Raw genomic sequence first — 24,295 nt, forward strand, 5'->3', positions numbered from 1 at the left:
GCTTCATGTTATCCACCTTGATTTATATTACAATTTAAATCTATGTATTGATTTTCCATATCCTTTTCATAGTTATTATCTTTTACAAATTTCAAAGTAAGTTATATCAGTCAATCTGTTTTACATAGTATTATATCACAGCTTAAAGAGGTTTTGTTCTTTTTAATACACAAATTTTCATCCTCAATAACCACCAAGTCACCGAGATTTAGCGGGGATGGGTTTTCTATTTTCATGAAAATTGTATCTCCAGGTTTGGCCAGCACGTTCCAATCCATGTTCAGTGCTTCCACACCATCAGATAGGATTACTTCTACTACATCACCCTCAACCTTTTTAACACGTCCCACTTCTCCCTGGGTTATGATCCTGGAGGCCATCTGAATGTCCCGCCTTTGCGCCAGCATGTCTTCTTTGAGTTTATTTCGCCACTTTTCCAGTTCTTTAACATCACTGATTATGGTGGTTCTAAGTAGTTCCATGGCCTGTTTATGATCCATCTGGGGGTGGATAATGAAAATATCATGCTCTGAACTTACTGAAGGTGTTGCTTCGGCTACATCTTCCATAACTTTTTGAAATATTTTCCCTACTTCGTTAAGGCTAATTTTTGACTTGAAATGTTTTTTTAAACTTTTCCCTGCAATTTCTTTGGTAATTTTATTCCCGAAAATCACGATTGAACTCTGGCCACTTTTAACATTCTGAATCTCTGAACCAGTGAGCTCAACCTGGTGGTAACCATTGGTGGTGGTGTATATCCTTTTCCGTTTAGTTTCATGGGTGGCTCGAATTTTAACCTCACCCACCAGAACTTTGCCAAGGTTCCGAATTTTTTCGCCCTGGTCACTAATTTTAAGGTTTATATCCAGTTCTCTTGCCCTTTTAAGGAGTTTTTCATCTGAATCGATTTTACCAGAGTATAAATCCTCTTCCAAAAGTTCTCTTTGGTTTTTGTCTCCTAAAAATCCTATGCTGCGTTTGTCTGCAGCCATTACACAACCTTTACTTCCAATGTAAGTCATAATCAGGCTCATTAAATCACCAATAACATTAACTTTTTTTTATATTATTACAATTCTCCAGTTCAGTGATCTTGATCTTAAGTCATCCTGTGTATTCAGAATGGATAATATTGAATTGGTTATATGTTTCAATTTTTTCATGGAATTATGTTCTGTAGGGTGGGATATTTGATTATCTATTGAAATTTCATGGAAAATAGTTACTGGTCAAGGTGTTAATAAATAAAATGGGGAGTAGTAAACTGGGATGGGAATGACTATAATTTTAAATGTAACCCTCAATAGGATATGTTTTAGGTTAATTCTTTTTCATAAAGGGCACATTAAATTTGAAGACACACATATCCGAACCATCGGCGATGGTGGCTTTTTTCTCCACTTTACCTTCCATACCAGTCCAATCATAGGTTTGTTGCATTATGGCCTGGCAGTTTAGGCAGAATATGGGTTTTTTCTTGGCATCATCAATCCAGGGGCAGTTGAGGAATTTAAATAGATGCAAATGGCCTTTGGGTTCGATTTTGGTCTGCACTCCAAAATCAGCGAATAGATGGGCCACCCAATCAAGGTAAGCATTATAAATACTTTCCAAGTCATTTAAATTCTGTTCTTCAACTGTATCTCCCAGTTCTCGCTCAAATCTGGGTCGCATTTCCTCTTCTAGGCGTGATGCAAATATTTTCAGCAGGGTGTTTTTGATTTCCTCATCGGACTGGTTTGCAGTGGTGGGCATGGAGTTTAGTATGAAATCATAAAAATCCGCCAGAATCTGTTTCTTAACAGTTTCACTCTTTTTCTGGTCTTCTGCATGTTTATATAGGGCCATTTCTATGTTGGCATTCAACTCACTCTTTTTGAATGGTTTGATTATATATCCGTATGGTTCGGTCATACGTGCCCTTTCCAGGACTTCTTCATCTGAATAGGCAGTCAAGTAGATTACCGGGATGTCCAGCTGGTTGCGTATTTTAGCAGCAGCTTCTATACCGTCCATATTCCCCTTTAGAACAATATCCATTAATATTAGGTCAGGTTCCATTTTAAGGGCTGTTTCAACGGCATTTTCCCCAGTGAAAACAACATCCACTACTTGATGACCCAAGTCTTCCAGTTTCTGTTTAATGCCCATGGCAACTATTGCTTCATCTTCAACCACTAATATCCGGGATTCGGTCATCAGATCCGCTCCTTGTATTTAAGTTCCTCAAACTCAATTTTAAATTCTTTATTAGTTTTATCCAGTGTCATTTCACCATCAAGTTGATTTACCAGGTTAGAAATTAGTTTCATTCCCAGTGTTTTGGAATCATCCAATTTGAAGTCATCTGGGAATGGTTCTCCATTATCATGGAGTGTTAATTTGTATTTTCCATTGTCCTTTACGGTTAATTCCAGATATATATTACCTTTACCCCTTGGAAAGGCGTGTTTCAGGGTGTTTGAGATTAATTCATTGATGATAAGGCCGCCGGGAATTGCAGTTTCAATACTCATTATAACATCCTTTATTTCCATAGTGATCTGGATTTTATCAGGATCCACACCATAAGAATGGAAGAGGTCGTCAATGAGGTTTTTCACATAACTTGCAAAGTTAATATTGGTCAAATCTTCAGATTGGTAAAGATTTTCATGTATCAAGGCAATGGAAAGTATGCGATTTTGGCTTTCACGGTATAAATCTATGACACTTTGGTCATCAATCTTGGATGATTGCAGACTTAGAAGGGTTGATATTATCTGCAAATTATTTTTCACACGATGATGAATTTCTCTAAGTAATAATTCCTTTTCCTTTAATGATCTCATTATCCGATCTTCAGCCATTTTCCGTTCGGTGATGTCACGCCCCACACCAACAAAGGCTTCCAGTTCATTATTCTCGTCCATTATGGCTTTATCTGCCCAGGCAATCCAGCGCCAACCATTCATGGTAAGCAATCGGTGTTCCAGAAAAACCACATAAGGAGGGCGCCGTAGTTTTTCCAGCACTCTATGGGTCTTTTCCTGGTCTTCCTGGTGTACTAGGGGTAAAAAATCAGTTCCCATAATACTTTCTTCGGTTCGTCCCAGAACTTCGCAGTAGGAAGGACTGGCAAAGAGAACCTTACCCTCTGGATCAAATTTCACCACCATATCAGTTTGATTTTCAACCAGTAGCCGGTACTTCTCTTCACTTTCCTTCAGGGCGTTCTCCATCCTTTTTTGTTTGGTTAGGTCCCGTCCAGTGGCAAAGATAATATTATTTTCACCCAATTTAACCGGGGTAATGGTTAACTCCAGTATCTTAAGTTCATCTTTGATTTTAAGGGGTAATTCCACTATATTTCCAGTTGACCAATCATCCATGTCGACTGGATCGGCTTCTGATGGAATAAAATTATGAATTTTGTGTTTGAGGAGATTATGGGGGTCTGTTTCCAGAAAATCCACTGCTGCCTGGTTAAAATCTGTGAAAGTACCATCCTCAGCAAACACCAGAATGGGGTTTTCAGTTTTCTCAAAAAGAGCCCGGTATTTTTTTTCACTTTCCAAGAGGGCTTCCTGGGCTATTTTCCTTTCCACATGTTCTTTTGCTTCAGTCAGGGCTCTTCGAACAGCATACCCTAATTTAGAAAGGTTATGTTTGAGTACGTAGTCAGTAGCACCTTTTTTTAGCATTTCAACTGCAAATTCTTCACCTATCTTCCCGCTGACGAATATAAAGGGGGTGTTGAATGATTTTTCCTGGGCTATGTGAAGGGCGGAAACACCATCAAACTGGGGTAAGGAATGGTCTGCCAGTATAATGTGGGGTTGCCATTCTTCCACTTCCTTCCGGTATTCATCTTCACGTTCTACACGATGACTGGTAAAACTGAATCCTTCTTTTCTAAGTTCCCGGTCTATTAACTCCGCATCCAGTGGAACGTCTTCCAAGATCAGGACTTTAATTTCTTCTTCCATAAAATCACTAATGAGATATACTATGTTTAATGAATCGATCCACGATATATCCGGATTATCCTCAAAATATCAGTATTAAATCTAACATTTGCTTATTGGATGAATAGGGGATAGGTCCGTTGATTTAATTATTTAACCATTTAAGAATCTTAATTTGGTTAAAGATTATTAGGGGGGATTGTTGATCAGCATCCAGTAGAATCCCAGGGTAGATACTGCTTCGATGAAATCATCGAATTCTACAGGTTTACTAACGTAACTATTTACCCCTAACTTGTAACTTTCCACTATGTCCCGATCCTCCTGGGAGGAGGTTAGAACAACCACCGGAATCTTGTTGGTCCGATCATCGGCTTTGATCTTCTGTAATACTTCCAGTCCATCTACTTTGGGCATTCTCAGATCCAGTAATATCAGTTTTGGGAAGTTTTCAACATTTCTATGGGCGAACTGGCCAGTGGCGAATATAAAATCAAGAGCTTCAGCTCCATCTTTCACCCATACTACTTGATTGGCCAGGTTTTTCCTTTTAAGTGCCCTCATGGTAAGCTCGGCATCAGTGGGATTATCTTCCACCAGTAAAATATCAGCCTCTTCAAAATCCATTAACACACCTTCCATTGGTCTTTAATCTTATTTTATTTGTTATTTTTCTTTTTATTATTAAAAACTTTTTTTTTAAAATTATTATTTTATTATTTTGGTTTATCCTTAGGAAGGGTGAAATATATGGTTGCACCACCATCCACTGATCCTTCGCCCCAAACACGGCCGCCATGTCTTCTAACAACCCTCTGGACAATGGAAAGACCCACACCAGTTCCTTCGAATTCTTCAGGACTGTGCAGCCTCTGGAAAAGTCCGAAGAGTTTGTTAATATATTTCATATCAAAACCAGCTCCATTATCCTTGACGTAGTAAACAATTTCTTTACCCTCTACTTCGCCACCCACCTCAATTATGGCCGGGTCCCGATTACGGGTGAATTTAATGGCATTACCAATGAGGTTTTGATAAACCTGTCCCAGCATGGCCCGATCACCGTAGGCATGGGGAAGATTTCCCACCGTGAACTGGATGTTTCTTCCTTCAACATCTGTTTGGAATTCACCGTAAACACTCTGTGCCAGGGCGCCCATGTCCAGTTCATTTAGTTTCATTTCCTGACGGCTGGCCCTTGATAGTAAGAGGATATCATCAATTAGGTGTCCCATTTTGGCGGTGTTATCCCTCACAATATTCAGGAGCCTTATTCCCTCATCATCCAGTTTATCTTCATAATCTTCCACCAGTATACGTGAAAAACCATCGATAGCCCTTAATGGAACTCTCAAGTCATGTGATACTGAATAGGCAAATGCTTCCAATTCTTGATTGGCATCTTCCAGTTTATCAGTTTGAATCTTTAACTTCTGGTTAAGTTCGTTGAGTTTTCTTATTTTTTCAATCCTTTCAGCTAGAATAGCTACCAAAACTACTACCACAATAAGCATTAACAGACGGAAATAATCTTCATTTAGGGACATGTTTAAAACGTTGTACATGGGTTCTATGGAGTATAAAAAAGTAATTAACACCGGGTTAAGGACCATATTTTACCCCTTTTTTTATTAAATTGTTAAAAGATTTATGTTCTTCATTGTACATGTAATTTACCCCATATTCACAACTTTATAAATATTCCATCCAACTTTGGGATGATTATCACAAATGGGTTGTATAATGTGTTTTAAGGGATGGTTTAAAGTTACATAACCAGGGGTATAATTCAAAACTGGCTTTAGATGGATTAGATTCTCCCTTATTGAGTCACTGTATAATTATTTGATTAGGGTTATATGATTATCAGGGTTATTGGTATTCTTTCCAAGGAACAAAAATATATTTCGTTGTTAAACTTGAAAACAGAAACTTCTATAAATATTCACCAGATTTTGTATATCCATACAACAGAAACAGTTCTTTCTATATATTAACTAGAGGATGAATAAAAAAAATAATCCCAATAACTATCCTGAATATTTAAAACTATTTTTTTAATCCTTTAAAATTAAATCCCAACTTTTAAAAACCAGGTTCAGCCTATTTTATTCATCTAACCTAATAAAAATGTTGATTGATCAATTTAATCAATATTTAATGAAATTAAGTATTAAAAAAGAAATTTCTGGGAAAAAGTGGGTATTGGTGAATTTATCGCACTGTTTTTCCCTGGTATTTATTTGGATTGATTATCTGTCCCAGATTCTCCAATTTCTTCTTGGGTTTTCATGCCGGTACTCAAAGATTCTTTATCGGATTTTAACTCCTCTACTTCGTTTAAAATATCCTTTAAAAATTCTCCGGTGTAAGATTCACTGGCAGCAATCTCTTCTGGTGTTCCCTGGGCAACCACCATCCCACCACCATCACCACCTTCCGGTCCCAGATCAATGATGTGGTCGGCGGTTTTTATAACATCCAGATTGTGTTCAATAACTATTACGGTGTTCCCACCATCACGAAGCCTTCCCAGTACTTCCAGTAATTTCCTGATGTCGGCAAAGTGCAGTCCAGTGGTGGGCTCATCTAGTATGTAGAGGGTGCGGCCGGTGCTCTGACGGCTTAGCTCCTTGGCCAGTTTCACACGTTGGGCTTCCCCTCCAGATAGGGTGGTGGCAGGTTGTCCCAGTTTAATGTAGCTTAAACCCACATCATCTAGGGTCTGCAGTTTCTTCTTGATTCGGGGAATGTTCTCAAAGAACTCCAGTGACTCTTCCACAGTCATGTCCAGAACTTCAGAGATGTTTTTACCTTTATAACGGACTTCCAGAGTTTCTTTGTTGTATCTTTTACCTTTACAGACCTCACAGGGAACGTAAACATCGGCTAAAAAGTGCATTTCGATTTTGATAATCCCATCCCCGGTACAGGCCTCACACCTTCCACCTTTAACATTGAAACTGAACCTTCCTGGTTTGTAACCTCGTTTCTTAGAGGTGGGTGTCTGGGCGAATATCTCCCGGATGTAGGTGAACACCCCAGTGTAAGTAGCCGGGTTGGAGCGAGGAGTACGTCCAATGGGTGACTGATCAATGATGATAACCTTGTTCACATGTTCGGTTCCGGTGATGGAGTCATGTTTACCAGGGTTCATGTGTTTATGGTTTAAGGTTCCGTAGAGTCCCTTGTAAAGTACATCGTTAATTAGGGTACTTTTTCCCGACCCGGAAACCCCAGTAATACAGGTGAATATTCCCATGGGGAATTCAACATCGATATTCTGCAGGTTATGTTCACGGGCACCAGTCACCGTTAAAAAGTTACCATTGGGTTGTGCACGTTTAGGGGGGATGGGAATGGTTTCCTGCCGTGATAGGTAATGGCCAGTTATTGAATCCGGGTTTTCCATTATTTCCTGGGGAGTTCCAGTGGCGGTGATCCAGCCACCGTGTTCTCCTGCACCAGGACCAATATCCACCACATGGTCAGCGTGTAAGATAGTGTCTTCATCGTGTTCCACCACAATTAGGGTGTTTCCAATGTCCCTGAGCTTTTTAAGGGTTTCAATAAGGCGATGGTTGTCCCGCTGATGTAACCCGATACTGGGTTCATCCAGGATGTATAAAACACCCACCAGTCCCGAACCAATCTGGGTGGCTAAACGTATTCTCTGGGCCTCACCACCAGATAAACTACCGGAAGATCTCTCCAGGGTAATGTAATCCAGGCCAACATCCTTCAAGAATTTTAAACGTTCCTTTATTTCCTTCAAGACCTCCTGGCCTATAAATTGTTCCCTTTCAGATAATTCCAGGGATTCAAAGAACTGGTATGAATTTTTAATGGGCATCTCAACTACCTGGGGGATGGTTTTACCACCTACAGTAACGCTGCGGCTTTCAGGACGCAGGCGGGTTCCATTACAGGCAGGACACTTATGGTCACTCATGAATTGACCCATGTAGCTGCGCATGTAGTTGGACTTGGTTTCCATGTAGATACGTTCCATACGTCGCACTACGCCCTCAAAATAACGTTTAACCCGATGTAAACGGCTTTTCCTCTGGAACATGAATTCGATCTTATCTGGTGAACCATAAAGGATGATATCCTGATATTTCTGGGGGAGTTCCTGGAAGGGGGTGTCCATACTGAAACCATAATGATCAGCCACTGACCTTAACATCTGCCCATAATAATTATCACGGTGTTTGGATTTACTCCAGGGCAGGATAGCTCCCTCATTCAGGGATAATGCCGGGTCCGGTACCACCAGATCTGCGTCAATCTCCAGTTTACTTCCCAATCCATTACACTCTGGACAGGCTCCGTGGGGGTTGTTGAAGGAGAACATACGGGGACTGATCTCCTCGAAGTTGATTCCACAGTCAGTACAGGCAAAGTGTTCACTGTATATCTTCTCAGTGCTGTTTTCACCAGTACCGTACACTCCAATTAAGAGACCTTCCCCTAGTTCCAGGGCGGTTTCCACAGAATCTGCCAGGCGGCTTTCAAAATCACGGTCGTATCTGATGACCAGACGGTCCACCACAACCTCTATACTGTGTTTGAAGTTTTTCTCCAATTTGAAATCATCATCCAGGCTGTGAACCTCCCCATCAACCCGCACCCGTACAAATCCCTTACGTCGCAGGTCTTCAAACACCTTCTGGTGTTCACCCTTCCGGTCCCTTACTAGGGGTGCCAGTATCTGTATTTTGGTTCCCTCATCTTTTTGCAAGATGCTGTCCACAATCTGGCCCGCAGTCTGTTGACTGATGGGCTGGCCACACTGATGGCAGTGGGGGGTTCCTATACGTGCAAATAGTAGTCTGAGATAATCGTATATTTCGGTGACTGTGCCCACTGTTGAACGGGGGTTCATCCGGGTGGTCTTCTGGTCAATGGATATGGCTGGAGACAGCCCCTCAATGTAATCCACTTCAGGTTTTTTCATCTGCCCTAAGAATTGTCTAGCATAGGCAGATAATGATTCCACGTAACGTCTCTGTCCTTCGGCGTAAATAGTGTCGAAGGCTAGGGAGGATTTTCCAGAACCACTTAACCCGGTAATTACCACTAACTTGTCCCTGGGGATCTCCAGGTCAATATTTTTAAGGTTGTGTTCCCTGGCCCCTTTTATTAAAATAACTTCTTTCTTATTATTCATCAGCCTAAAACTCCTTTTAAACACTGTTTTAGTTTGAAATTTATTTTTAAGTATCGATTGATTGATTATAATTCATTTAAACTCAATTATTGGTTTAAATTTATTTTAAGTACCATTTATTAGTTAAACTTATTTTAAGTTATCAATTATTAGTTTAAATTCATTTTAAGTAATTTTAATTAAATAACAATTCATTTTTTATTTATTAATTCTTGGAACACGTTAATCAGCTCTTAACTCCTTCCAATATTAATATTTTATCCCTGATTTTGGCTGCTTCTTCAAAGTCCAGACGTTTGGCTGCTTTTTTCATTTCCTCTTTCAGATCTTTTATAAGAAGGTGCAGTTCATCTTTAGGCATATTCTCCACATCATCCCTCAGGATAACGTCTTTTTCTTGGGGTTTCTCTTTTAATGTCCTTTCCGTACTTCGGGGAGTGATTCCATGATCCTTATTATACTTTAATTGTAATTCTCGCCTGTGGTGGGTTATATCAACTGCATTACGGACTGAATCAGTAATTTTATCGGCGTAAATAACCACCTGACCTTCCACGTTACGCGCAGCCCGGCCAATGGTTTGAATCAGTGCTGGTTGTGAGCGGAGGAATCCTTCCTTATCTGCATCTAGAATACCCACCAGGCCTACTTCTGGAAGGTCTAAACCCTCCCGGAGTAGGTTCACTCCCACCAGGCAGTCAAATTCCCCCCGGCGCAGGTCATCGATGATATCGATCCGTTCCAGGGTGCTGATCTCAGAGTGAAGGTAGCGTACCTTGACTCCTGCCCGGGCATAGTAGTCAGTGAGATCTTCAGCCATTCGTTTGGTTAGGGTGGTAACCAGAACTCGTTGATTTTTTCCAGTTTTTTCATGGATCTGTCCTAAAAGGTGGTCTACCTGGCCCTGCACCGGGTGTAACATTATTTCCGGATCCACCAGACCGGTGGGTCTGATAATCTGTTCCACAACCTGCTCAGACAGGTTTAACTCGTACTGGGCAGGGGTGGCTGAGACATAGATCACCTGGTTCTGGAGACTTTGGAACTCTTCAAAATTCAAGGGCCGGTTTTCACGAGCAGATGGTAAACGGAAGCCGTAATCTACCAGAACATCCTTACGTGCTCGGTCACCAGCGTACATTCCCCTGATCTGAGGCACAGTAACGTGGGATTCGTCGATAACGGTTAAATACTCATCAGGAAAATAACGCAGTAAGCTGTAGGGGGTTTCTCCCCACTGGCGTCCGGAGATATGCATGCTGTAGTTTTCAATCCCCTGGCAGTATCCCATTTCCTTTAACATTTCCAGGTCGAATCGGGTGCGCTGTTCCAGGCGCTGTGCTTCCACTAATTTATTTTCAGCCCCTAAAACGCGCAATCTATCCTCTAATTCCTCTTCAATAGCTTTCAAAGCTTTATCCATTTTTTCAGGTGATGTTACGAAGTGTTTAGCTGGGAATACTACGATTCTGTCCATCTGCCGATTCACCTGACCTCTCACATGGTCAATGAAGGACAGTCCATCCACTTCGTCACCGAATAGCTCTATCCGGATTGCGGTTTTTCCCTGGGCCGGGAAGATCTCCACCACATCTCCCCTTACCCTGAATTTTCCCCGGCTGAAATCAATATCATTCCTTTCGTACTGCATTTCAACCAGTTTGGAGAGTATTTCCTCCCTTTCTATTTGCTGTCCCCTTTCCAATTGAAGCACCAGGTTACCATAGTCTTCTGGTGCACCAATACCATAAATGCAGGATACACTGGACACCACAATAACATCTTCTCTACTGAGAAGTGATTGGGTGGTGCTGTGCCTCATCATATCAATTTCTTCATTGATGGAGGCCTCTTTGTCGATGTACGTATCGCTCTGGGGCACGTAAGCTTCAGGCTGGTAGTAATCATAGTAGCTGACGAAGTACTCAACGGCGTTGTTGGGAAACAGTTCTTTGAATTCCTCGTAGAGTTGGGCAGCCAGTGTTTTATTATGGGATATCACCAGAGTTGGTTTCTGGACTTCTTGTATTACTTTGGCCATGGTGAAAGTTTTACCAGAACCAGTAACTCCTAGAAGGGTTTGATGATTCATTCCCCTATTTATTCCATCGGACAAAGATTTGATGGCCTTGGGCTGGTCGCCTAATGCCTTATAATTTGATATAAGTTCAAATTTGCTCATTTATCAATCCTCTCATTCAAAAACAAAATATTAATTAGGTCATTGTCAAATCTAAAAATAGGTTATATCAGTTTACTATACTTTATTATATTATCCTATTCCAAACAATGTATATATAAGTCACTGATCTACGAACCGTTCGTGATCCCCTCACATTTATAGATGGGGTGATTCAATTCATTTTCATAATAATAATTAAGTAAATTAATTTTTGAGGGATGGATTATGTCAATAACCATAAAAGAAATAGGTGAATCCTTAAAAAGGGCAGGAATGCTTGAAACCATACCGTTATGTGTTTATGGTCAAAACAGCATACCTGAAGATGCGGTGCCAATGGTTTCCATTGATCCCTGTGCTGCTAAAGCCATGTTCCTAGCCACCACTGATAAAAATATTCCCCCTCTTTACATGGGGCAGGATTGCCTTAAAGGGGTGTGTATGGGTGGTATAACTTGGCTGGGATTCGCTAAGAAAATCTCCCCTTACATCCGGTACTTTGTATCCACTGGACATGAAAATTTCAGGGAAGGAGATGCTGAGTATTTAAAGGCCAGCCCAGAGATATTTGATAAATTTAAGGAATCAATAGGTGAAATAACTCCACCTGGGAAATACTTGGTGGTAAGATCATGTGATGATTTTCCAGAGGAGGAACTTTACACTGAGGGTAGTGATTTTAGATCAGTACTATGTTTGGGAAATGCTCAGCAAATACGTAACCTGTGCAGCTTAATTCACTTCAGAACAGAAAATCCATTCCAATCAATAATAGCACCTTTCGGACCAGCCTGTGCAACCATGATAACCTATCCGGCCCATATGGCTCAAAACACTCCTGAAAACGCTGCTTTCATCGGTCCGGTTGATCCTACTGGTAATTCCTGGTTCCCCACAGATTACATGGCCCTGGGAATTCCATTGGATATAGCTATGGATATGTGCCATGATCTGGAAAAATCCTTTGCAGTTAAACGGCCGGAAGTTGCATACCCCTCCCAAAATGACTTAAAACTGGATTAATTATAGTTAAAACTGGATTAATTATAGTTAAAACTGGATTAATTATAGTTAAAACTGGATTAAATAGAGTTAAGATTTCCAAATGATGTTAATTTATTTTATAGAGGATTAATTTTGCGATCCACAATTAGCAACCCCAATGATTTACCTGAAAAACCAGGTGTGTACCTCCTGAAAGATGTTCAGGATGAAATTTTGTATGTGGGAAAGGCTAAATCTCTTAAAAAACGTGTTAAAAGCTACTTCAAAGAAGACCTGGAAGATCCCAAAACCAGGGTTTTAATGCGCCACTTCCATCATCTGGATTACCTGGTTACGGATACTGAAAAAGAAGCCTTAATTTTAGAATCTAACCTTATAAAAAAACATTTACCACGTTACAACATACGTCTTAAGGATGATAAACGCTACCCCTATCTTCAGATAACTTCTGATGATTACCCTCGTCTTTTGATCACACGAAATGTCCGGGATGATGGTTCTCATTACTACGGCCCATTCACTGATGTTACCTCAGTAAGGAATTTGCTGAAACTCCTAAAACCAGTATTCCAGCTCAGGGATTGTAAACGTATGGATGGTCCCTGCCTGAACTACCAGATCGATCTATGCCCTGCACCCTGCAGTGGCCAGGTCACCAGGGAAGAATACCATGAAAATGTGGAAAAGGTTAAATTATTCCTGGAAGGCAGGCAAAAAGAGGTCATGGACCTCCTACAGAAAGAGATGGAACAGGCTGCCCAGAATCATGATTATGAGAAAGCAGTGGTCATCAGGGACCAGTTGTTTTCCCTGGGAGAGGTGATGGAAAAACAAAAGATGGAATTCAACCGCAATCTGGACCAGGATGTTATTGCCACATCCAATGATGGGGAAGTAGTGGTAGTGGTGGTTTTCAGAGTAAGAAATGGTAAAATCATGGGCAAAGATGATTTTTTAATGGAGGGAGCCCAGGAAAACTCACCTCCAGAGATTTTAACCGCCTTTATAAAGCAATACTATTCTGGGCCTCGCCAGGTACCTGCAGAAATTCTTCTACCAGTCATGATTGAAGATCGCCAACTTATTGAGAAGTGGTTATCCGATAAAATCTATTCTGATAAAAATTATGGGGATTATTCTGATGAAGATTATGGGGATGGTGACGAGAAGGATGTTATCATTGGTGAATATGATAACGGTAATCCTCCAGTAGTAGAGATAAGAGTGCCTGAAGAGGGATTAGAGTACCGGCTGGTGCAAATGGTGACCAAAAATTCCAGTATAATTTTAAATCATCATAAACAAGCCAGGGGAGCCCTACTCGATCTGAAAACATACCTAAAAATACCAAGGATCCCCCGGCGGATTGAGGCATTTGACATATCCAACCTTGCTGGTAAGAATGCAGTTGCATCCATGGTTGTTTTTGAAGATGGTAAACCATCAAAAAAAAATTATCGGAAGTATAAACTTGAAACTCCAGGACCTGATGACTATGCTATGATGCAGGAAGTACTCCGGAGAAGGTATGAAAAATTAGTGGATAAAGGGGAAACACCCCCTGATCTGGTGGTGGTTGATGGTGGCAGAGGCCAGCTAAATGTGGCCACAGATGTTTTAAATTCATTAGGTATAAAAACAGGAGTTATAGGTTTAGCTAAAGAGTTTGAACAGGTTTTCATACCTGAAGTAGCCATTCCACTTATTTTGCCATCTACCTCCCCTGCTTTACATATTCTGCAATGGGTCCGTGATGAAGCCCATCGTTTTGCTGTGAAATACCATAAGAATCTCAGAAACCGTGATCTCCAGAGTTCTCCCCTGGATGAAATTCCCGGCATTGGACCCAAACGTAAAATGAACCTCATGAGACATTTTGGTGATTTGGAAACCATTAAAAATGCTACTGTCGATGAAATATTCGAAGTTAAGGGTATAAATAGAAATTTAGCTATTAAAATTCATGGATTCTTTCGTCCAATCAAAGATTGACTATTAATTTGATTATAAATTGGTTATTAAGATTATCTGGTATAACTAATCATAAATCTTATAAGGTTCAAATAAAAAGATAAGGGTAGAGATAATGTTGATAATATTTTAATATTGATTACCACTGATTTGAAGAATGGGGAATGGCATGTCTGAAGTGAAAATTCTGATTGTAGAAGACGAAAGTATAGTAGCCATGGATATTAAACATCGGGCTGAAGGTCTGGGTTATGAAGTCACTGCCATAACACCCTCTGGTGAAGAAGCCCTGGAACATGTTGCTGGCACCCGACCGGATCTGGTGCTGATGGATATTGTTCTCAAGGGAGAAATGGATGGTATTGAGGCAGCACAAAAGATACGAGATTCCTATGACATACCAGTAGTTTATTTAACTGCTTATTCTGATGAAAGAACCCTTAAACGGGCTAAAATCACTGAACCATTTGGTTACATTATTAAGCCCTTTGAGGATCGGGAACTACACAGTGCAGTGGAAGTAGCTCTCTACAAACATCAAATGGAAAGTAAACTTAAAGAAAGCGAAAAATGGTTATCCACCACCCTGGAAAGTATTGGGGATGCAGTAATTGCCACTGATAAAAATGGGAAACTAAAATTCATGAATCCGGTGGCTAGTGAGATAACTGGTTGGGATCATGATGCTGCTATTGGCCAGCCATTAAGTAAAATATTTAATATCATTCATGAGGAAACTGGAACACCACTTGAAGATCCAGTGGTTAAAGTGGTTGAAAATGATGCTATTATTGATTTACCCTCCACGGTACTTTTGATCAATAAAGATGGGGAAAAAATACCTATTGACGATAGTAGTGCTCCTATTAAAGATGAAAATGGGGGTATAATTGGGGTGGCCCTGGTATTTCGTGACGTGACCCAACGTAGAAAGGAAGCCAAAGAAAGAGAAGAATTGTTGAAGGATAAAGCCAGGGGAGAACTTTCCAGTTTCATGGTCAGCGCCCTGCCGGTGTTTGCATCTAACATCCCGCCACAGGTAAGGAATAACATTGCCCGTAGCTTCGCTGATCGGTTTGAGAAAAATATAAAACCCCTTTTCATGGAAGAAATGGAAAAATGTCAAAGTAATTCTGGAATTACTAATTATGATGAAAAAATGATATTATTCCGCTGTTACTTGTCATGGGTTAGTGAATTCATGTCCAATCTGGGTATTGATACTGAAATCGATGTCCATAAGAATAAAAGTTATTTAAACTTCGGAAGCTGTCCCTGGGCAGCTGAAGGTGATATAAGTCCCATATTCTGTTTAATATGCAGGGCCATTGTTATACGCAGTTTTACCTGGACCTCCCTGAAGGGACATGTAGAACAAAGCCAATGCCTACTGGATGGAGATAAAGGATGCTCCTTTGAATTTATTATATCATGGGAACATGATTAAATAACATTAACAATTATGTGTGCAAATAATGATACCATACTAGTTTGGGGGTTTAATCTTGGAACGAATCAAAACAGGAATCAATGGAATAGACCAGTTTACAGGCGGACTTCCCCGAGGGAAAACAGTACTAATAACCGGTGATGCGGGTTCAGGTAAAACCATATTTGGTTTACAATTTGCCATAACCAGCTGCCAGCAGAACCTAAAAACTGTCTACATAACTACTGAAGAGGATTCAAAGGATCTTTTCACCCAGGGAGAAACATTCAACTGGGATATTAAATCATTCACCGACAGTGGCCTTCTCCAATTCATTGAACTAGCTGGTGTCAGAGCCAGGGTAACCGAAGCCGAGATCAGCATTGATGTCGGGGCCATGAAAGGGAATTTTTCTAAATTCCTTAGAGATCTGCCAGAAGATACGGAAACAGTGATACTTGATAATATAGGTAGTTTCACTGCTAAACTCACCCCCTATGAATTCCGTGATCGCTTTGATTTACTGGTTTATGAATTAAAGGAGCGTAACATAACTGCCCTCATCATTCTGGACAGTGCCACATCTAAAGAATTCAATGAAATTGCACTCTTCTCTGTTTACGGGGCCATAAGCCTCATGAAACGTGAAAATCCATATACTGGCCGTAGGGAGAGAGTGATGGATGTGGTTAAAATGAGAAGTACCAAAACACCCACCCAGTTCATGACCTATGAAATAAATAATAATGGGATAGATATTATTTCTGGAGTGGAGAGTAAAGAATAACTTACAAATTGTATTATGAAATTTGATGATAATACCATCATGAGTTATTGAACTCCCCATATTTTATTTTAGAAAAGATTTATTTAAAAAAGAAAAAACTATTATTAAATTCAAGTGCGATAGGCATGTAAAATCTATTCCGCTACAATTTCACCCTATCTTTGTGAAACATAGGTTTTCAGTTTTTCTGGACCATCACTATTAGATGTGTTATTGGAATTGTCTTGAACTGGGTTACTTACTATTACTTCTGTGTTTTCAGGAGTTATTTGTGTATTATCTGCTTCAGATTGATTTATTATCTTGTTAACAGCTATCGCACCTATTATCAATAGAATAATTATTATTAACACTATTGGCTTGTTCATAGATGTTCCTCCTAAAAAATGTGCCCTATTTCTTTAGTTTTTTTTAAATTTTTATTAATAGATATATTCCTATTTTTTAGATTTTTATAATCTATTAGTTTTGATGAGTTAATCATTAAAATATTGAAAGTTAAAATGGAAAAGTTCCTACATGTACATTGGAATTCGGTTTATCATTTAAAATTCATTAAAAAAAATTTAAATGGGTTTAAAGCCTATTAAGTACGGCTAATATTAGTTTAACGGCATTTTCCACATCATTAATATTTACAACGCTCACTGGTGTATGAATGTATCGTGATGGGGGTGATATCACCCCGGTAGGAATACCTTCTCTGGTAAGGTGGATAGCTGTAGCGTCAGTGGTTCCTCCTTCACTAACTTCCAATTGGTAAGGTATTTCCTCTTCATCAGCAACCTGGATCAGGAGTTCCTTAACCTGAGGGTGGGTAATGATTCCCCGTCCACTGGCATCAGTTAGTATTATGCATGGTCCTTCACCGGCCTTGGCTGGAGCGTCTTCTTCCTTCATACCAGGATGATCTCCAGAGATAGTGACATCCAGAGCTAGGGCCATGTCCGGATTGATACGGTAGGCGGCAGTTCTTGCTCCCTTGAGGCCAACTTCCTCCTGAACAGTTCCCACCCCATAGATGGTGGCATCGCTACGGGCCCGTTTCATAACTTCCAGAAGGATGGCACAGCCCACCCTGTTGTCCATGGCATTACCCATTACCAGATCATTTTTAAGTTCTGCAAATTTCTGTTTAATGGTGATGGGATCTCCTACATTCACCATTTCCTCGGCATCTTCCTTATCGGAAGCTCCGATATCAATGAACATGTTCTCGTATTGCACTGGTTTCTTTTTTTCCGCTGCTTTCATCCGGTGAGGGGGTTTACTTCCAATAACACCCAGTATTTTCTCACCATTACTGTGAATGTAAACTTCCTGGTTGAGGAGCATCTGATCGTTGATTCCACCCAGCTTGGAGAACTTTATGAACCCTTCCTTATCGATGTACCTTACAATAAGGCCTATCTCATCCATGTGGGCTGCTAGCATTACTTTTTTCCCATCTGGTTTCCCTTTTTTAGTGGCGATGAGGTTGCCCATATTGTCCACGTCTAAGTCATCCACATGTCCCTTTAGTTCTTCCATCATCAGGTTTCGAACATCATCTTCAAATCCGGATACACCGTAAGCATTGGATAGTTTTTCAAGTATCTGTTTCATATTTATAACCTCTCAATTCAGAATAAAATGTATAAATAAAGATAAATTCGGAGCATATATTCCTCTAATTCAGAATAAAGTTATTACTTATTAAATTCCTTAATTATACAGAGTCATATTTCACTTTAGAATTCTATTTCCTTAACTTAAATAAATAAATGATATGGTTAAAATGATTTAACCAGGATCAATATTCCTATTATAATCAGAACGATAGGGCCTGCCTGTTCCTGAAGGAAGCTAAGGGGTATGACTCCTAAATTCACACCATACCACACCAAACCTATTACAATGAAACATAAACTGATATATATGCCCCATCTATTAATATTTTTCTTCTTTTTAGGTTTGGAGTTTGTGGCTTTGCTGATTTTAATTTCTTCTTCCATTTTATCCTCTTTATTGCGTTTAAGTTCAATATGTTATCAATTTATTATTTTGTTTTTGACTATGCAACTTGGATAGTATAATTATGTCTGGAAGTATTCATGGTTAAATTTTGGATGTAATTATTGAGTCCAATGCCTTTTTGAGGGGAATACCCCTGTGAAGTAAGGGCAATATAAACACCATTCAAGGTGGTGTTTTTGATTTGGGTTGAAGAGTATGAAAGGTTTATGATTAAAGTTATGTTCTGATCTCCATTCATTTGGACTGCATCTACCCTTACAGGCATCATTCCAGGATTTGTGATTCCCATTGAAGTGGTGGCGTTTTCTGCTCCTAGCCGGGTTGCAGTTGCAATGTTGTTTTGTTCGCTTTGATCACTAATGTAATATCCAACTGCAAGGACAATAAATAATACTATGGCTACAAATAAGATTACTTCTACTGATATTTGCCCCTTATTATCCATATCAACCATTTTTCCTTCTTTTTATATGACAAATTATTAATTTTAATATGTGATGTCTCTTTTATATATCTTAACATTAATATTTAAACCTATAAAATAATAATTCCAAAGATATATATAAATAAACTCATATGTATTAATAATTAAGAATTAATATAAAGATTATATGGTGAATTCAATAATCTGGGGATGGACACGCTGAAAATTATTAAAGGTGACTCTAAAGGGTATGCATTATCTCTTGATTTGTTACTAGCTCTAATACCAATTACCCTCATGTTGGGGTTGGTTACTGCAAATATGGGTAATATCATGTATGAAACCCAGGATACCCTTTATCGTAGTTCAAACGAACGAGTGGCAGCGGACACTGCGAATACTTTACTTAAAACTTCTGGTGATCCTTATGATTGGGAAACTAATCCTTCTTCTCTGAAAGTTGTGGGATTGGCAAAATACGATTATAATAATCATTTAACATCAGAATATGTTTTAACACCCCAAAAAGTTGGTGCTTTGAATTCATTAGCAATTCATAATATTCTTGGGAGCCAATATGGATTTTTATTAACAATTACAGGAGTACCAAATGGCAATACCATTGTTAATATGACCAACTCTGGTAGTACCAATGCTAATTTCAATAATGCTTCTGATGTGGTGAAGGTAGAAAGACTAGTATTAGTGTCTGCATTTGATATTGTAGCAGAATTTAAAAAGGTCAGGCTTACCCGACAACCACCAACTCTTACCAAATATTTCCCGACTAATAGGGCTTATCTTGATATTTATGATTATTATGTTTATGTTGATAATTCAAATTTGGTGAGTACGGGATGGGTTGAGGTTAATGATGTTTCTGGAGTCAATCGAGTTGTTCCAACAAGTGATTTTCCTTCGGATCCTCCTTTAGTGCGATATATTGATCCTGTAACTCAAAATTTAAAAAACGGGACTGATTTACAGTCAAATAAGGTTTCAACGAGGCTTCCAGGTTCTCCAGGGGACACTGCTGATGTTTATGTACTTCAAGTTCCAAAGGGAACTCCAATTGGTTTAATTAATCCCTATGGCCCTCAAAGGATCCGAGCAATGTTCAATTTATATGTCTGGACGAAGTGATTTTTATGGATGAAAAAGGTTACATATTCACTGCGGATGCGGCACTGGCTTTAGTGGTGGTTATAGTATTTACAGTAACTGTGGTAAGTTATACTATGCTCCCTATGTACATGGGTCAGGATCACCAGCACTTGGAGGCAATGGCTGACAGTGCACTTCAGACTATGGAACAGGATGGAACCCTTAGATATGCTTCTATAATGGCTGTGAACAACTCAACAACTGCTAATTCCGATTCTGCAGATTTCTTAAACGAATCCTTGCAAACATTGATACCCAGTGGGATTGGCTATAAAATAACAATGAATCCTGGAACAGTTGTCTCTGCAGACAACAAAGGAGTACCCGGAACGCCGACCTATAGTACTGATGTTGTGACTAGGGTGCGGGTTATTTCCGGACCAGAGGAAGGATGGTGGGGTCGGGCATGGTATAAATCTGAGCCAGTTGAATTCACTAATCAACAGATCAACCTTACCACCACTGCTTGGATGTTCCATAACTGGTTAACTAACTTCCCTACTTGGAGTGGAACTGGTTTGAGGACCAATCTATATTGGGGTGGTGGAAGCAGTGCTTCTAGTATCACATTTCCAATACCCAGCGGTGCTACTTTATTGAATGCCAGTTTCATACAAGGTTCTGCCAGCACAAGAAGAACAACAGGTACCACTCAACAAGCTTTTGGAACTAACACCGTTGTTAACAGTAATCCAGCCATAGTCACCAATCCGGATCAGTTTACATTCCTCAATCGAAGAGTTGACTCATCGGAGAGAATGTTCAATTACCAGGGGATCATACCTATTTCTTCATTAAATCCTGGAAACAATAATTTCTATGTCAGATTCCTGACTAATGATAATTTCAATTATAATATGCCGTGGTTCTCCATTTTAGCTACTTACACAACAAATATAACTGTCCCCATTAACGTAACCACAGATAGGCTTTTCTTCCCAAACGCTGCAGGGTTAGCGGTAAATAGAGAAGTGGACTTGGGAAATGGAACTGGTTATGGTAGAATATATGACCTTGCAACCGGCCAGGTCTCCAACTTAAATACCCTGAGAATGATCAGTTGGGCGGATATGAAGGGTCATGATCATACCTACTCTGATGGTATACCTTTTGTTATAACTGATATTCCTGGAAATAACCGAGGATCCGCAGTTTGTGTAGAGCAAACTTTTTCTGTACCTTCCACTTCGAACATTTTGGATGCTTATGTGGTGGTAAATAGCTGGGGGGCTACTGATAAAACTTTGGTAGAAGTATGGAGTAGTGATTCCAGTACTTGGCGAACTGTATTCAATTCCTTTGATTTGGATGGTAATGATTACACGGATAGGGGTGATGGTTACGGAAATCTTCCGGGAATTATTTATATTGGTAATGAATTAAGACAGGGCGCTAGTAACAAGGTGCGAATCACTGCATGGGATGATGTTCCTTCCAATGATTACGACCTTGTTGGGCTACAGGATTGTTTTACTGTGCTTTCCACCAGTGATTTCAAGGTGAAATGGGATACTTATCCATTCAATAGCCATCAAGCAAGTGGAAACACTGAAACACAGGACCAAACCTTTACAATTACTAGTGACAGTCAGAAGGCTATGTTATTTTTAGGTACGGGACTCAATACTAGAAATGTCAGGGTGACCTATGCTGGCACAAGCCAGGAATTATATAATGGACCTTCAACATTTTCACTGGATTTAGCATCCATCGATGCAGAGAAAAAATTCAATAGAATCACCACCTCCAATTCCACGGCTACCAATTACACACTAGTACCCGGAACTTATAATTTAAGAGTCACCATCACCGGACCAAGATATGCATGGGAATCTGGTGATGATAATTATGGATATGGAGACTATGGAGTTGCATCAATATTTTCAGGTACCAGGATTGTGGTAATCAATCCCCAGATTCAGAATGAATGGTCAGCTACAATGGGACCAAACCCAGAAATAGCTATACAAAATGCGATATTGCAACTTAATGACACGTATAAGCGGTCCCATAATAACAATCCCATCCCTTCTACTATTCCAATATATACATCTGCTTTATACACAGGTAATACCCCAAACTCGGTTCCAGTAAGATTAGAATTATGGAAACAATAGGAATTGATAAAATGGATGAAAAAGGTTACACTATAACTCCAATGGCATTTTTACTACTCATACCAGTAATTATCTTTGCAGTGGCCTTCGGAGATATTGTTAACGAGATCAATCAGTATTCTACTATTACTATTGGTAGTGATGTGACTGGGGGTACTGTTTCATCTATTTACTCTTCTATTAGTGCTGGTGCTGGTGATTCAGGACGTTATGCGGCTTATATGGCTACTCGTGAAACAATCGATCGTCAGAATTTTCTTCCGAATAGTAAAGAAACAATTCGTAACATAGCAACTAATCAACTAAATGCCCATGTCATTGATGCATGCAGAAAACTGTCTATTGAAACTGGAAGAGATATTTATATTAACAATGTTCTTATTCCTGCCAACAGCACCAACCAGACCTTCAACACCACTTTCACAACTGATGATATAACCGTTGAACAAGTTGATGGTTATGGTAATACAGATCCATATGGTTTTTATGTTGTGGTAAGAGCAGGAGTACCAATAAAAGTGGTACAAAGTGGTCAGGTTTTTGAGGGGACTTTACCTGAAATTAGGGGTTATGCTCCAATTCAGGGTTTAGAAGATCCTTATATTTGGATAAAAAGTAAATTTAGAACTAGGAATGCTATATATCAATATCCCTATTTTGAAGAGTCAAATTATTTAGGAATGGTAGATTATCACTTTAATGACAGTGTTGTTATAAATGATCTTTCGATTCAAAATTTACAGTATTGTTTAAATGGAACTGATAATCCTGAAAATTATGCTCCCATGTCCTATTATTTCCCAAATCCAAATGGCCTAAACTTCTTTGAAAGATTGCAGGGTGGAAAAATTAATGGTGAGCCTGCTGGGTCCCGTTTAAGTACCTTTGTTATAGGTGACCCTTTAAGTGATGTATATAAAGGTGCTACAATATCTAAAATAGATGTTGATTATTATAAGAGTCCTCCAGTTAGTGGGACCAACATAATTTTAGGAACAGGTAGTAATGCAAGGCCATTCCGTGATCCTACTGGATCAATTTTTTATCTATCTTCAAATTACAAAACACTTTTTGGTCTTAAAGATTCTTATAGCAATGATTACCCCTAAATAATAAAAGATATCATTTATTCATGAGTTTCAGATTCCGAAACATTAAGTCTAATAAATAATTCAAATATGGTGAAAAAATTGGGTCTTGACAAGAAAGGACAAGCAAGTGCAGAATTACTATTCATAACATTCATTTTTTTAATTGTTATTGGGGGAATCCTTACTCTAATCAATAGTGAAATGAATCAGACACAAACTGGGGAATTGGGCAAAGCAAGAGCTCTTGGCGAAAAAATGGCCGGAGCTATAAATGCCGTTAATGTAGCTGGAAGTGGTTATTCTGTAAACTTCACGATACCCGCAAATGTAACTAATCCTGCATCTGTAATAATAATAAATAGCACTACTCAATCCGTAGACATGATTTATAATGATAATAAAGTGAGCATTAAAGTAATTCCTAAAAATCTCGCAACATTCACTACCACAACTAGCACTACAACCGATAAAATAATAAACATCAAAAATCAAGATGGCAATATAGTTTTTTCTTAACCATTAAACAGCATTAAAAATATTATCAAGGGTAAACTATGGACATAGATCTAGGCGATGGCTGGGAAAAAAAGGCACTGATTGTAGTTGGGGTTGTAGTTTTTATACTGGTGATATATGCTTATAATCCTTTTCAACCCAAAGCGAATGTAACAAGTACTAATGAGAATTATATACCTCCCGATACATCCATACCAGTCACTCAAACTCCTGTTGTAACTAATAATTCTGAAAATTCATCTGCTGTTAATAGTACAAACAATACTTTCTTTATAAATGCAGATCAGGCTAAAAACATTGCTGTAAACCAAAACCCAGGATATAAGGCTTCAGAACCATTTCAGGGGACAATAGTAGTTAACCAGACAACTGTTGTTGTATGGATGGTTCCAATTTCCAAATTTGGTCAGCCCTCAAAAACAGTTTACGTTGATGTGAATACAGGGAAAATAGTCAAAACTACTTAATAA

General features: G+C 39.3%; 20 protein-coding genes. 9 read left to right on the forward strand and 11 right to left on the reverse strand.

Translation table 11 applies throughout. The features are described 5' to 3' along the window. Positions 1–110: 110 nt before the first annotated feature. The 7 genes from BK009_RS02275 to uvrB all read right to left on the reverse strand — a co-directional run bounded on the left by BK009_RS02275 (position 111) and on the right by uvrB (position 11,305). The gene (locus BK009_RS02275) at positions 111–1,037 is read right to left on the reverse strand and encodes a DUF2121 family protein (RefSeq protein WP_100906514.1); all 927 of its coding nucleotides are present in this window, start codon (positions 1,035–1,037) and stop codon (positions 111–113) included. 286 nt (positions 1,038–1,323) lie between these two features. Beyond that, on the reverse strand, positions 1,324–2,202 hold the full coding sequence (locus BK009_RS02280; protein ID WP_100906513.1) for a methanogen output domain 1-containing protein: 879 nt from the start codon (positions 2,200–2,202) through the stop codon (positions 1,324–1,326). After that, positions 2,202–3,971: a PAS domain S-box protein gene (locus BK009_RS02285; protein ID WP_100908900.1), complete on the reverse strand. Its 1,770-nt coding sequence runs from the start codon at positions 3,969–3,971 to the stop codon at positions 2,202–2,204. The genes BK009_RS02280 and BK009_RS02285 overlap by 1 nt, the downstream gene beginning before the upstream one ends. Positions 3,972–4,139: 168 nt before the next feature. After that, positions 4,140–4,577 (reverse strand): response regulator, encoded by a 438-nt coding sequence (locus tag BK009_RS02290; protein WP_100906511.1) that lies wholly within the window; start codon positions 4,575–4,577, stop codon positions 4,140–4,142. A gap of 89 nt (positions 4,578–4,666) precedes the next feature. Further along, positions 4,667–5,563, reverse strand: a complete 897-nt coding sequence (locus BK009_RS02295) for a sensor histidine kinase (protein WP_100908901.1) — start codon at positions 5,561–5,563, stop codon at positions 4,667–4,669. 626 nt (positions 5,564–6,189) lie between these two features. Then, complete coding sequence (uvrA, locus tag BK009_RS02300) at positions 6,190–9,123, reverse strand: excinuclease ABC subunit UvrA (protein ID WP_100908902.1); 2,934 nt, start codon at positions 9,121–9,123, stop codon at positions 6,190–6,192. 226 nt (positions 9,124–9,349) lie between these two features. Further along, the gene (gene uvrB / locus BK009_RS02305) at positions 9,350–11,305 is read right to left on the reverse strand and encodes an excinuclease ABC subunit UvrB (protein ID WP_100908903.1); all 1,956 of its coding nucleotides are present in this window, start codon (positions 11,303–11,305) and stop codon (positions 9,350–9,352) included. Between the two features lie 225 nt (positions 11,306–11,530). On the opposite strand from uvrB, the gene BK009_RS02310 reads away from it, so the two are divergent. From BK009_RS02310 to BK009_RS02325, 4 genes are all read left to right on the forward strand, one after another. Beyond that, positions 11,531–12,328: a DUF169 domain-containing protein gene (locus tag BK009_RS02310; RefSeq protein ID WP_100907683.1), complete on the forward strand. Its 798-nt coding sequence runs from the start codon at positions 11,531–11,533 to the stop codon at positions 12,326–12,328. A 114-nt stretch (positions 12,329–12,442) separates the two neighbouring features. After that, the gene (gene uvrC / locus BK009_RS02315) at positions 12,443–14,302 is read left to right on the forward strand and encodes an excinuclease ABC subunit UvrC (protein ID WP_100908904.1); all 1,860 of its coding nucleotides are present in this window, start codon (positions 12,443–12,445) and stop codon (positions 14,300–14,302) included. 148 nt (positions 14,303–14,450) lie between these two features. Beyond that, positions 14,451–15,728 (forward strand): methanogen output domain 1-containing protein, encoded by a 1,278-nt coding sequence (locus tag BK009_RS02320; protein ID WP_100908905.1) that lies wholly within the window; start codon positions 14,451–14,453, stop codon positions 15,726–15,728. Between the two features lie 58 nt (positions 15,729–15,786). Beyond that, entirely contained in the window at positions 15,787–16,497 is a 711-nt protein-coding gene (locus BK009_RS02325) for an ATPase domain-containing protein (protein ID WP_100906505.1), read from the forward strand. Between the two features lie 155 nt (positions 16,498–16,652). On the opposite strand, the gene BK009_RS02330 is transcribed toward BK009_RS02325, so the two are convergent. From BK009_RS02330 to BK009_RS02345, 4 genes are all read right to left on the reverse strand, one after another. Continuing rightward, on the reverse strand, positions 16,653–16,865 hold the full coding sequence (locus BK009_RS02330; protein ID WP_100906504.1) for a hypothetical protein: 213 nt from the start codon (positions 16,863–16,865) through the stop codon (positions 16,653–16,655). 208 nt (positions 16,866–17,073) lie between these two features. Further along, entirely contained in the window at positions 17,074–18,102 is a 1,029-nt protein-coding gene (locus BK009_RS02335) for a M42 family metallopeptidase (RefSeq protein WP_100906503.1), read from the reverse strand. 167 nt (positions 18,103–18,269) lie between these two features. After that, entirely contained in the window at positions 18,270–18,491 is a 222-nt protein-coding gene (locus tag BK009_RS02340) for a hypothetical protein (protein ID WP_100908906.1), read from the reverse strand. A 59-nt stretch (positions 18,492–18,550) separates the two neighbouring features. After that, complete coding sequence (locus BK009_RS02345; protein ID WP_100908907.1) at positions 18,551–18,967, reverse strand: class III signal peptide-containing protein; 417 nt, start codon at positions 18,965–18,967, stop codon at positions 18,551–18,553. Between the two features lie 180 nt (positions 18,968–19,147). Here BK009_RS02345 and BK009_RS02350 point away from each other — a divergent pair, with 180 nt between their 5' ends. The 5 genes from BK009_RS02350 to BK009_RS02370 all read left to right on the forward strand — a co-directional run bounded on the left by BK009_RS02350 (position 19,148) and on the right by BK009_RS02370 (position 24,292). Next, entirely contained in the window at positions 19,148–20,080 is a 933-nt protein-coding gene (locus BK009_RS02350; protein ID WP_100908908.1) for a hypothetical protein, read from the forward strand. Positions 20,081–20,085: 5 nt separating this feature from the next. Further along, positions 20,086–22,218: a hypothetical protein gene (locus tag BK009_RS02355; RefSeq protein ID WP_100908909.1), complete on the forward strand. Its 2,133-nt coding sequence runs from the start codon at positions 20,086–20,088 to the stop codon at positions 22,216–22,218. Continuing rightward, a complete protein-coding gene (locus BK009_RS02360; protein ID WP_236951013.1) occupies positions 22,206–23,327 on the forward strand; it encodes a hypothetical protein in 1,122 nt (373 codons plus the stop codon). Before BK009_RS02355 ends, BK009_RS02360 begins: the two co-directional genes overlap by 13 nt. A 72-nt stretch (positions 23,328–23,399) precedes the next feature. Next, positions 23,400–23,825, forward strand: a complete 426-nt coding sequence (locus BK009_RS02365) for a hypothetical protein (RefSeq protein ID WP_232728108.1) — start codon at positions 23,400–23,402, stop codon at positions 23,823–23,825. A 38-nt stretch (positions 23,826–23,863) separates the two neighbouring features. Next, positions 23,864–24,292: a PepSY domain-containing protein gene (locus BK009_RS02370; protein ID WP_100908910.1), complete on the forward strand. Its 429-nt coding sequence runs from the start codon at positions 23,864–23,866 to the stop codon at positions 24,290–24,292. Positions 24,293–24,295: the final 3 nt, after the last annotated feature.

This window comes from Methanobacterium subterraneum (genome assembly GCF_002813695.1).
Taxonomy (GTDB): domain Archaea; phylum Methanobacteriota; class Methanobacteria; order Methanobacteriales; family Methanobacteriaceae; genus Methanobacterium; species Methanobacterium subterraneum.